General features: G+C 70.3%; 9 protein-coding genes and 5 tRNA genes. 9 read left to right on the top strand and 5 right to left on the bottom strand.

Features of this window, described 5'->3' with window-relative positions:
• Window positions 1-123: 123 nt before the first annotated feature.
• From AC07F0_RS22390 to AC07F0_RS22375, 4 genes are all read right to left on the bottom strand, one after another.
• A complete protein-coding gene (locus tag AC07F0_RS22390; RefSeq protein WP_020271455.1) occupies window positions 124-699 on the bottom strand; it encodes a GTP-binding protein in 576 nt (191 codons plus the stop codon).
• Window positions 680-1,075: a DUF742 domain-containing protein gene (locus AC07F0_RS22385; protein WP_010044602.1), complete on the bottom strand. Its 396-nt coding sequence runs from the start codon at window positions 1,073-1,075 to the stop codon at window positions 680-682. Before AC07F0_RS22385 ends, AC07F0_RS22390 begins: the two co-directional genes overlap by 20 nt.
• Window positions 1,076-1,185: 110 nt before the next feature.
• Window positions 1,186-1,599, bottom strand: coding sequence for a roadblock/LC7 domain-containing protein (locus AC07F0_RS22380; RefSeq protein WP_020271453.1), 414 nt, complete (start codon window positions 1,597-1,599; stop codon window positions 1,186-1,188).
• A 9-nt stretch (window positions 1,600-1,608) separates the two neighbouring features.
• The gene (locus tag AC07F0_RS22375) at window positions 1,609-5,421 is read right to left on the bottom strand and encodes a sensor histidine kinase (RefSeq protein ID WP_478981246.1); all 3,813 of its coding nucleotides are present in this window, start codon (window positions 5,419-5,421) and stop codon (window positions 1,609-1,611) included.
• Between the two features lie 601 nt (window positions 5,422-6,022).
• Between AC07F0_RS22375 and AC07F0_RS22370 the strand changes: the two genes are divergently transcribed.
• The 9 genes from AC07F0_RS22370 (at window position 6,023) to AC07F0_RS22330 (ending at window position 10,088) form a co-directional block, all read left to right on the top strand.
• Entirely contained in the window at window positions 6,023-6,214 is a 192-nt protein-coding gene (locus AC07F0_RS22370) for a hypothetical protein (RefSeq protein WP_356925928.1), read from the top strand.
• Between the two features lie 173 nt (window positions 6,215-6,387).
• On the top strand, window positions 6,388-7,164 hold the full coding sequence (locus AC07F0_RS22365; RefSeq protein ID WP_478981244.1) for a fumarylacetoacetate hydrolase family protein: 777 nt from the start codon (window positions 6,388-6,390) through the stop codon (window positions 7,162-7,164).
• Window positions 7,157-8,641: a glutamate--tRNA ligase gene (gene gltX, locus AC07F0_RS22360; protein ID WP_478981242.1), complete on the top strand. Its 1,485-nt coding sequence runs from the start codon at window positions 7,157-7,159 to the stop codon at window positions 8,639-8,641. The genes AC07F0_RS22365 and gltX overlap by 8 nt, the downstream gene beginning before the upstream one ends.
• 134 nt (window positions 8,642-8,775) lie before the next feature.
• On the top strand, window positions 8,776-9,507 hold the full coding sequence (locus AC07F0_RS22355) for an HAD family hydrolase (protein ID WP_478981240.1): 732 nt from the start codon (window positions 8,776-8,778) through the stop codon (window positions 9,505-9,507).
• Between the two features lie 91 nt (window positions 9,508-9,598).
• Window positions 9,599-9,670: transfer RNA gene (locus tag AC07F0_RS22350), tRNA-Gln, on the top strand.
• 40 nt (window positions 9,671-9,710) lie between these two features.
• Window positions 9,711-9,783: transfer RNA gene (locus AC07F0_RS22345), tRNA-Glu, on the top strand.
• 39 nt (window positions 9,784-9,822) lie between these two features.
• Window positions 9,823-9,895, top strand: a tRNA-Glu gene (locus AC07F0_RS22340).
• Window positions 9,896-9,915: 20 nt separating this feature from the next.
• A tRNA-Gln gene (locus AC07F0_RS22335) sits at window positions 9,916-9,987 on the top strand.
• 28 nt (window positions 9,988-10,015) lie between these two features.
• A tRNA-Glu gene (locus AC07F0_RS22330) sits at window positions 10,016-10,088 on the top strand.
• 191 nt (window positions 10,089-10,279) lie between these two features.
• Here the strand turns inward: AC07F0_RS22330 and ndgR are convergent.
• Window positions 10,280-10,996: an IclR family transcriptional regulator NdgR gene (gene ndgR / locus AC07F0_RS22325; protein ID WP_010044585.1), complete on the bottom strand. Its 717-nt coding sequence runs from the start codon at window positions 10,994-10,996 to the stop codon at window positions 10,280-10,282.
• Window positions 10,997-11,016: the final 20 nt, after the last annotated feature.

Here is an 11,016-nt window from a genome sequence, read left to right as displayed (position 1 = left end):
CGTGGCCGTACCACCTGATTCCTCTGCCGAAACGTTATGAACACCTTGGCCGACCGTGTCAAAGGACACAGTCGGCTCCGGTACATCTACGACAACTGCCGTATGGCGCTTCTGAATTGGGTGCTACCTCAGCCGTGCCATCAGGGCGTGCTCGACCAGCGTGATCAGTGCCGACTTCGCGTCGGCCCGGTGGCGGGCGTCCGTCGTGATGATCGGGGTGTCGGGGCCGATCTGGAGAGCTTCTCGGACCTCGTCGGGGGTGTAGGGCTGCTGGCCGTCGAAGCCGTTGAGGGCGATGACGAAGGGCAGGCCGCTGTTCTCGAAGTAGTCGACCGCGGGGAAGCAGTCGGCGAGACGGCGGGTGTCCACCAGCACGACGGCGCCGATGGCGCCGCGCACCAGGTCGTCCCACATGAACCAGAAGCGGTCCTGGCCCGGCGTACCGAAGAGGTACAGGATCAGGTCCTGGTCCAGGGTGATACGGCCGAAGTCCATGGCCACCGTGGTGGTGGTCTTGTCCCCCGTGTGCGTGAGGTCGTCGATCCCCGCGCTGGCGGAGGTCATCACGGCCTCCGTGCGCAGCGGGTTGATCTCCGAGACGGCGCCGACGAACGTGGTCTTGCCCACGCCGAAGCCGCCCGCCACCACGATCTTCGCGGAGGTGGTGGAACGACCCGCGTCAGAGCTTGCGAAGTCCACTGAGCACCCTTTCGAGCAGTGTCACGTCCGGTGCGCCGGTGGCCTCGTCGCCGCCCGGCTGGTGGATCGCGACGAGACCGGCCTCCGCCAGGTCCGCGACGAGGATCCGGGCCACACCGAGCGGCATGTTGAGCAGCGCCGAGACCTCGGCGACCGACTTCACCTCACGGCACAGATGGCAGATGCGCTGGTGCTCCGGGAGCAGCCCCATGAGCGCCGCGGGATCGGCGGTCGTGCTGATCAGTGCCTCGATGGCCAGCTGGTAACGCGGCCGGGTCCGGCCACCGGTCATGGCGTAGGGCCGGACCAGCGGCTGGTCGCCCTCGTCCTCGTACGGCTCCGCGTACGGATCATGAGAGGCGGGGGGCGGGGTCATGGGTCCTCCGGGCGGGACAGCAAGCGGTCAGTCGAGCCGTCTGACGAGGCCTGTGTGGGGTGTGTGGCGGCCGGACGGTGATGTGGTGAGACGGGTGGTGCCGGGGCCGATCAATGGAGCAGACTGCCTTGGAGCTCAGCTCGCAGGTCGGGGGTCAGGACTGCGCCCGCGCGGTCGACCAGGAGCGCCATCTCGTAGCCGACGAGGCCGATGTCGCACTCGGGGTGAGCGAGGACGGCGAGCGACGAGCCGTCCGAGACGGACATGAGGAAGACGAATCCCCGCTCCATCTCCACGACCGTCTGCGCGACGTCGCCCCCCTCGAAGATCCGGGAGGCGCCTGCCGTCAGGGACGTCAGACCCGAGGCGACGGCCGCGAGCTGGTCCGCGCGGTCGCGCGGGAAGCCCTCCGACATCGCCAGGAGGAGTCCGTCGGCGGACACGACGACGGTGTGGGACACCCCTGGGGTGTTGTCCACGAAGTTGGTGATCAACCAGTTGAGATTCTGTGCCGCCTGGCTCATCGGACTCAACTAACGCTCCTGCTGGTGAGAGGGCCGAGGGAAGCTGCCGGTCTGGGTGGACCCGGCCTGACGACCCTGTGCAATACCGCGGCGGAGATTGGTCAGCCGACCGCGTACGTCATCGGGGGCACGCGAGATCTGCGGACCGCTCTGCTGGGGCTGCTGCTGAGCCGTGCCCGGAACGAGGTTCGCCCGGGGCACCCGGCGCGGCAGGCCGGAGGTGGTGACACCGCCGGCGGCGGGCTGGCGGACGCGCTCGGCCTGGCGGACGAGGTCGTCGTTCGGCGAGCTGCGCCAGCCGGCGGAGGCGGACCGCTGAGGACCGCCGGATCCCTCCGGCTGCTGCGGGGCCGGAGCCGAGCCGTTGCCCTGCGACGGCTGCTGCTGCTCCTGCTGGCCGTGGAACCAGTTGGTCTCGAGCGTGTCGTACAGCGGCGTACGGCCGTCGCCCGGGCCGGTCGCCGGCGGCAGGGCCTCGGGCTCCTGCCGCGCCGGCCGTGCCTGCGGGGCGGGCGGACGCGGGGCGCCGAAGTCGGCCGGGCCCCGGGCGCCGTTGACCTGCGGCCGCTCGAACTGGCCCGTGCCCGTCGGGTCGGCCGGGGTGGCCGGGCCGGGGAGGGTGGGCCGGCCGGAGCCGCTGTCCTGGCGCGGTGCCGGGTACTGGCCCGTCGAGCCGTTGTCGTAGGACTGCGGAGCCGGGTACTGCCCGGTCGAGCCGCTGTCCTGGCGGGGCGCGGGGTACTGGCCGGTCGAGCCGTTGTCGTAGGACTGCGGTGCCGGGTACTGGCCGGTTGCGGACGACGGGTCGCGGCGACCGCCCGGGGCGCCGAAGACGTCCGGGCGGACGAACTGGCCCGAACCCTGCGAGTCGTCCGAGCCGGGCAGGCCGAACCGGTCCGCGTGCTGCGGGCCGCGCGCGGAGAAGTCGGCCGGAGAGCCGGGGCCCTGCCGGTCGTCGTCGCGCGGGACGGCGGGGATCTCCGCGGTCGAGCCCGGGCCCTGCCGGTCGTCGATCCGCGGCATCTGAGAGGTCCGGGAGACGTCCGGCTCCTCGTGCCCGCGCGGGGAGTCAAGGGAGGCACGCGGCACCGGCGGCTGGGCGTTCTCGTCGCTCCAGCTCGGCACGCGCTGCTGCGCGTCACCGCTGCCGGGCAGCTCGGCCCGCGGACCGCCGCGCGGCGGCAGCTGCGGCGTACGGCCCTGGCCCTGCCCGGAGTTGCCCGGGCGCTGGGAGCCCCGGCCACCGCCGTAACCGTCCTGGCCCTGCGGCCCGTTCGTGCCCGCGGCCTGCAGACCCTGCGGAGCGCCGGGCGCCTGCCCGAACCCGGCGCCGGCGGGAGCCGGACGGCCCTGCGGCGGCGCGGGAGGACCACTCTGCTCGAACAGCGACGGGGCCTTGTCGGCACCCTGGGGTCCACGCCCGCCGCCGGGACGGCCACCGTCCGCGTCCCGCCCGGGCAGCGCGGCCCGCGGGCCCTGGCCGGCACCGAGCCGGCCGGCGCCGGACGACGCACCGCCGCCGAAGCCACCGCCGCCGGACGCGCCGGCCCCGAGGGCACCGCCGCCCGCCTGGCCGGCACCGGCGGCACGCCGGGCCGCGGCGGCACCGGCGGCGGCCTGCGCGGCGGCGGGACCGCCACCGCCGACCGGCGGCTGACCGCCCTGCTTGGGCTGGGGCTTCCTGCCGCCCTGGGCGACATCGACGGGCAGCATGACCAGCGCGGTCGTGCCACCGGAGTCGGACGGGCGCAGCTGGATGCGGATGCCGTGCCGCTGGGACAGCCGGCCGACCACGAACAGACCCATGCGGCGGGAGACGGAGACGTCCACCGTCGGGGGAGAGGCGAGTCGCTCGTTGATCGCCGCCAGGTCCTCCGGCGACAGACCGATACCGGTGTCGTGGATCTCGATCAGCACCCGGCCGTCGGGCAGGGCGTGACCGGTGACCTTGACCTTGGTCTGCGGCGAGGAGAACGAGGTCGCGTTCTCCAGCAGCTCGGCGAGCAGGTGCACGAGGTCGTTGACGACCCGGCCGGCCACCTCGGTGGTCGGCACGGAGGCCAGCTCGATGCGCTCGTACTGCTCCACCTCGGACGCGGCGGCGCGGAGCACGTCGACCAGCGGGACCGGGCGGGTCCAGCGGCGGCCGGGCTCCTCACCGGCGAGGACGAGGAGGTTCTCACCGTTACGGCGCATGCGCGTGGCGAGGTGGTCGAGCTTGAACAGCGAGGACAGCTGGTCCGGGTCGGCCTCGCGGGACTCCAGTTCGGAGATGAGCGACAGCTGGCGCTGAATGAGGCCCTGGGAGCGGCGCGAGAGGTTGGTGAACATCGCGTTGACGTTGCCCCGCAGCAGGGCCTGCTCGGCGGCGAGGCGGACCGCCTCGCGGTGCACGTCGTCGAAGGCCGCGGCCACCCGGCCGATCTCGTCCCGGGAGTGCACACCGACCGACTCCACGGACGTGTCGACGTCCTGCGGGTCGGACTCGGACAGCTGCTTGACCAGCTCGGGCAGCCGGTCGGAGGCGACCCTGGTCGCGGTCTCCTCCAGACGGCGCAGCGAGCGGATCATGGAGCGGGCCACGACGAAGGCGCCGACCAGCGACACACCGAGCACGATGAGGATCAGCGCACCGGAGATGATCGCGTCGCGCTCGGTGGCGCTGCGCAGCTCGCGGGCCTTCTGTTCCATCTCCTCGAGCAGCGTGTGCTCGATGTTCTTCATCTGCTGGATCTTGGTGGAGCTGTCGTCCAGCCAGTCGCGGTAGGACCGCTTGTCCTGCTGCGCGAGTCCGCTCGCGGAGACCAGGGCCCGACCCGCGTAGGTGTCGGTCGCCTTGATCGTGGAGTTGCCGCCGTCCTCGATGGGCTTGAGCAGCTCGGCGGCGGAGTCCTCGCCATAGATGCTCTTGAAGCTGCGGAGTTCGGACTTCTGGCTCTCCAGGGCTGACTCGGCGTAGAGCCGGTCGTTCGGCGAGAGCTTGCCGGTCGTGGTGTTGCTCGCGGGCAGCGCCGCCGCGAGGGCCGCGCGCTGGATCGAGGAGTACTCCTTGGCGGAGCTGAACGCCGCCAGGGCGCGGGTGCGCTGGATCATGTCCGGGTTGCTGGTCGCCTCGGCCATGTCCTGGGAGAGGTCGATCAGGTTCTCGATCAGACGGTGGTACGCCTCGATCGTCTGCGTGGAGTTGCCCTCGGAGGTGTAGGCGCCCTTGCGGATCTGCTCCAGGTCGCCCAGCTCGCCGGCGAGCTGGATGAGGTACTCGCGGACGCCCTTGAGGTTGCCGTCCTTGCTGGCGCTGTCGATCTGCTCGGAACTGTCGAGGAAGTTCTTCCTCGCCCGGTCGGTCTTCTCCCGCAGGCCCTTGACCGTGAAGTCGGTCGCCTTGCCGCCGTGCGCCAGCGGGCCGGCCGACTGGTCGCGCTCCTCCTGGAGGGCGGCGGACAGCTCGGTGGCCTGCTTGGTCATGTCCGTCAGCAGCTTCATGTTGTCGAGCTGCTGGATGTCGTCCATGGACTGGTTGATGCGCAGCGCGCCGAGCGAGGTGGCCGCGACCACCGGGAGCGCGAGCAGCGACACCAGACGGGTGGAGATGCGCCAGTTGCGCAGGGCTATTCGCGGGCCGGGGCCTGCCGGACCCGCCGGCGGCTTCAGGGCCGGAGCCGGGCTCACGGGCCCCGTGGGGGCCGACGCGCCGGGGCGCTCCCCGCCGTCACCCGCCGGACCCTGGTTCTGGGCGTGCTGGGCCGAGGGACCTCGGTCGGTCCCGCCGTGCGGCTCCGGCTCCGCCGAAGCGCTGCCATCCCTCTTGAAACGTCCCTGCACTAGCGTCGCAACCTCTGGACCAGGCGCCCCATCGTGTGAACGGCGGGGCACGGTGTCGGCGTTCTGGGGACGCCCTGAGTACGCCCCCGTGGTGGTCTTGAGTGACCGGCGCTGGCTCCCCCTTCTGGCCGCCACTCGGCGCGTCTGTGCGCCCCCTGTGCGCCGGCTCGATCCCGCGGCGGTCCGTGGCATTCCAGCACAGCACAGGATCTCCAACAAGGCTCGTAGGCCAGGCCGTGACATAGGTGACACCACGTGAGTGACGAATCACGGGATGTAGAAAGTGAGTTCACCCATTTCGGACGTATGTCCGCGAGTCGCCGCGGTGCAATGGGTGTCCCAGTCGCCATGATCAGCAGCGGAATGAGTGCTTCAGTGGGTCAATGTCCGTTTCGTTGGGTTGGAACGCAAGCGTGAATTGACCGATTTGCCCCCTGAGTCGTGAGAAAACTCACATGCTGATCATGGTCTCCTCGCGATTACGCCGGGAATCCCATGTTTAGCCTGACGCTTTACAGAGTTGGCAAAACCGACAACCCGCGCCCGGGCGAGGGCCTACGTGCCCTCCCGGCGCCCGTCACAGAACAGGGTCAAGTAAACAGTGAAGACGACGACGATGTTCCACAAGATCGCCAACCCGCGACGCACGACGCTGGCGCACCTGGACGACGCCGACGAACTGCAGACGCCGGAACAGCAGGAGCACCGCGTCGAACTCCCCACCCAGACTGCCAACCCCAAGCGCACCATCCTCACCGAGGTCCCCGTCGCGGCCGCCGCTGCCGCGGAGTGACACCGGGTAATACGCGCACCGGCCGCCGGATGCTCAAGGCGGCGGGACGGGAACTTCCAGGGGCGCCGCCGGCGACGGTGGCGCCCCTGCGTAATGCGCGCGGCCCGGACCCCTCCCCGCGTTAGCCTGGAGCGTCAGACTCCAGCCGCTTCAGTCAAGGGGCAAAGCATCCCGTGCGCATCGCCAGATTCTCCATCGACGGGAACGTCGCCTTCGGCGCCATCGAGGGCGAGAAGCAGGACGAGCTCGTCCTGGACATCATCAAGGGCATCCCGTTCGCGGACTTCGAGCTCTCCGGCACGAAGGTGCCGGTCGGCAAGGTCAGGCTGCTGCCGCCGGTGCTCCCCAACAAGGTCGTGGCCTTCGGCCGCAACTACGCCGAGCACGCCAAGGAACTGGGCAACGAGGTCCCGCAGGACCCCTTCGCCTTCTTCAAGCCGTCCACCTCGGTGATCGGCCCCGGCGACGAGATCCAGTACCCCTCCTTCTCCGCGGAGGTGCACCACGAGGCCGAGCTGGCCGTGGTGATCGGCCGGATGTGCCGCGAGGTCCCTCGCGAGCGCGTCAAGGACGTGATCTTCGGCTACACCTGCGCCAACGACATCACCGCCCGCGACGTCCAGAAGCGCGAGAAGCAGTGGGCCCGGGCCAAGGGCTTCGACACGTCCTGCCCGCTCGGCCCCTGGGTGGAGACCGACCTGGACCCGGCCGACCTCACCATCCAGCTCACGGTCAACGGCCAGCAGCGCCAGCTGGGCCGCACCAGCGAGATGATCCACTCCATCGAGGACCTGATCGTCAACATCTCCGAGGCCATGACGCTGCTCCCCGGCGACGTGATCCTCACGGGCACCCCGGCTGGGGTCGGCCCCCTCAACGTCGGCGACGAGGTCGCCGTCACCATCGAAGGCATCGGCACTCTCACTAACAAGGTTGTCAAGCGTGGATAGCGCATCCGGCACTCCCGTACGCGTCCGTTTCTGCCCGTCGCCCACCGGTAACCCCCACGTGGGCCTGGTGCGCACCGCCCTGTTCAACTGGGCGTTCGCCAAGCACCACCAGGGCACCCTGGTCTTCCGCATCGAGGACACCGACGCGGCCCGCGACTCCGAGGAGTCGTACACCCAGCTGCTCGACTCGATGCGCTGGCTGGGCTTCGACTGGGACGAGGGCCCCGAGGTCGGCGGCCCGCACGCGCCGTACCGCCAGTCGCAGCGCATGGACCTCTACAAGAACGTCGCGGCCAAGCTCCTGGACGCCGGCCACGCCTACCGCTGCTACTGCTCCCAGGAGGAGCTGGACACCCGCCGCGAGGCCGCCCGCGCCGCCGGCAGGCCCTCCGGCTACGACGGCCACTGCCGCGAGCTGACCGACGCGCAGGTCGAGGAGTACCAGGCCCAGGGCCGGGAGCCGATCGTCCGCTTCCGCATGCCCGACGAGACGATCACCTTCACCGACCTGGTCCGCGGCGAGCTGACCTTCACCCCGGAGAACGTCCCGGACTACGGCATCGTCCGCGCCAACGGCGCCCCGCTCTACACGCTGGTCAACCCGGTCGACGACGCCCTGATGGAGATCACCCACGTCCTGCGCGGCGAGGACCTGCTCTCCTCCACCCCGCGCCAGATCGCCCTGTACAAGGCGCTGATCGAGCTGGGCATCGCCAAGCAGATCCCCGCCTTCGGCCACCTGCCGTACGTGATGGGCGAGGGCAACAAGAAGCTCTCCAAGCGCGACCCGCAGTCGTCCCTCAACCTCTACCGGGAGCGCGGCTTCCTCCCCGAGGGCCTGCTCAACTACCTCTCGCTGCTCGGCTGGTCCCTCTCGGCCGACCAGGACGTCTTCACGATCGACGAGATGATCGCGGCCTTCGACATCGAGGACGTCAACCCCAACCCGGCCCGCTTCGACCTGAAGAAGTGCGAGGCCATCAACGGCGACCACATCCGCATGCTCGACGTGAAGGACTTCACCGAGCGCTGCCGCCCGTGGCTCCAGGCGCCGTTCGCCCCCTGGGCCCCCGAGGCCTTCGACGAGGCCAAGTGGCAGGCCATCGCCCCGCACGCCCAGACCCGCCTCAAGGTGCTCTCCGAGATCACCGACAACGTCGACTTCCTGTTCCTGCCGGAGCCGGTGGAGGACGAGGCCTCCTGGAACAAGGCCATGAAGGAGGGCTCGGACGCCCTGCTGCGCACGGCCCGCGAGAAGCTGGAGGCCGCCGACTGGACCTCCGCCGAGTCGCTGAAGGAGGCCGTCCTGGCCGCCGGCGAGGCCCATGGCCTCAAGCTCGGCAAGGCCCAGGCCCCGGTCCGTGTCGCCGTCACCGGCCGCACGGTCGGCCTGCCGCTCTTCGAGTCGCTGGAGGTCCTGGGCAAGGAGAAGACCCTGACCCGCATCGACGCGGCGCTGGCGAAGCTGGCCGCGTAACGCGCAGCACCCGCATGGCGAGGGCGGCGTCCGGTTTCGGGCGCCGCCTTCCGCCTTCCGTACCCCCGTCACCGGGGACGGGACCCACCGCTCACCCTGGGCTGAGAACACCGGGCAGTGGGTACGGTCGGACCATGAGCATCCATGCCGTGGTCTGGGACGTCGACGACACCCTCTTCGACTACACCACCGCCGACCGCCTCGGCATGCGCGCCCACCTGACGGCCGAGGGCCTGCTCGACGACTACGACACCGTCGAGCAGGCCATCACCCGCTGGCGGGAGATCACCGACCTGCAATGGGCGCGCTACGCGGCCGGTGAGGCCACGTTCGAGGACCAGCGGCGCGACCGCGTAAGGGTCTTCCTCGGCCAGGACCTCACCGATGCCGAAGCCGACGCGTGGTTCAAGCGGTACCGCGCGCACTACGAGGCGGTCTGGGCCCTCTTCCCGGACGTCCTGCCCGTCCTCGACGCCCTCGCCGCCAGCCACCGGCACGCCGTGCTGTCCAACTCCAGCATCCACGTCCAGGACCGCAAACTGCGCGTCCTCGGCGTCCACGACCGCTTCGAGAGCATCCTGTGCGCGGCCGAGCTCGGGGTCTCCAAACCCGAGGCCGGGGCGTTCCTCGCGGCCTGCGAGGCCCTCGCCCTGCCACCGCACCAGGTCGCCTACGTCGGCGACCACCCGGAGATCGACGGGCGGGGCGCCGCCGACGCCGGGCTGCTGTCGGTGTGGATCGACCGCGGGCGCGCGTACGCCACGATCGAGCCGCCGGTCGGGCCGCACCGCATCGCCTCCCTCGCCGAACTGCCGTCTCTGCTCGGCGCGGATACTCGTTTTGGAGCCCCGTCCACCTTCAGGTAATGTTCTTCCTGCGCCGCGGGGAGCGGGCCGGAAGGCAGGAACCTCAGGCGCACTACTAGAACAAAATCCCCCGAGGGGGCTTGCGTTCCAGTGGCCTATGGTGTAATTGGCAGCACGACTGATTCTGGTTCAGTTAGTCTTGGTTCGAGTCCAGGTAGGCCAGCTCGCAGAGCTCATCTGCACCAGCGGATTCCGATCCGCAAGCCCCCGTTGTGTAGCGGCCTAGCACGCTGCCCTCTCAAGGCAGTAGCGCCGGTTCGAATCCGGTCGGGGGTACGGTTCCGAAAGATCGACGATCATCTCGGGACTGCTAGGGCCCCCGTTGTGTAGCGGCCTAGCACGCCGCCCTCTCAAGGCGGTAGCGCCGGTTCGAATCCGGTCGGGGGTACTGACTGGTCTAAACCACATTGGTCTATGGTGTAATTGGCAGCACGACTGATTCTGGTTCAGTTAGTCTTGGTTCGAGTCCAGGTAGACCAGCTCGGACCTGCGGAAACGCAGAGTCCACGCCCCCGTTGTGTAGCGGCCTAGCACGCCGCCCTCTCAAGGCGGTAGCGCCGGTTCGAATCCGGTCGGGGGTACGCATACAGGAGGCTCTCCACTTCGGTGGAGGGCCTCCTGTGCATGTCCCTGCTCTTCATGGGCGCGGGGAACTGCGCGATCGGCCGCGTACGGCCGGCACTCGGCATGACATCGCAAGCTGCCATGGCGCCTGGTCGGGAAGAGCCTGCCGCGGCGTTGAGGCCTGCTCTTCCGAAGACGATCAGACGGTTCAGCCGGTGCGCCGCAACGCCTCGGAGAGACGCCCTGCCGCATCGATCACAGCCTGCGCGTGCATCCGGCCCGGGTGTCGCGTCAGCCGCTCGATCGGCCCGGACACCGACACGGCGGCGACCACGCGGTTGGAAGGCCCCCGCACCGGCGCGGACACAGAGGCCACACCCGGCTCGCGCTCACCGATCGACTGAGCCCAGCCCCGCCGCCGTACGCCCGACAGGGCCGTCGCCGTGAAGCGCGCGCCCTGGAGGCCGCGGTGCAGCCGCTCCGGCTCCTCCCAGGCCAGCAGGATCTGTGCCGAGGAGCCGGCCTTCATCGTGAGCGTCGAACCGACCGGGACGGTGTCCCGCAGTCCGGACAGACGCTCCGCCGCCGCCACACAGATGCGCATGTCGCCCTGGCGGCGGTAGAGCTGCGCGCTCTCGCCCGTGACGTCACGGAGGTGGGTGAGCACCGGGCCCGCGGTGGCGAGGAGACGGTCCTCACCCGCTGCCGCGGCCAGTTCTGCCAGGCGAGGGCCGAGAATGAAACGGCCCTGCATGTCGCGCGCCACCATGCGGTGGTGTTCCAGCGCCACGGCCAGGCGGTGGGCCGTGGGTCGTGCCAGTCCGGTGGCGCCGACCAGGCCCGCGAGGGTGGCCGGACCGGACTCCAGAGCGCTCAGGACGAGGGCCGCCTTGTCCAGAACGCCGACGCCGCTACTGTTGTCCATGAAACGATACTCGCGTCTCA

It is taken from the genome of Streptomyces sp. NPDC045955 (assembly GCF_056430805.1).
Note: the sequence above shows the minus strand (reverse complement) of the source record. Positions and strands in the feature narration are given on the sequence as shown.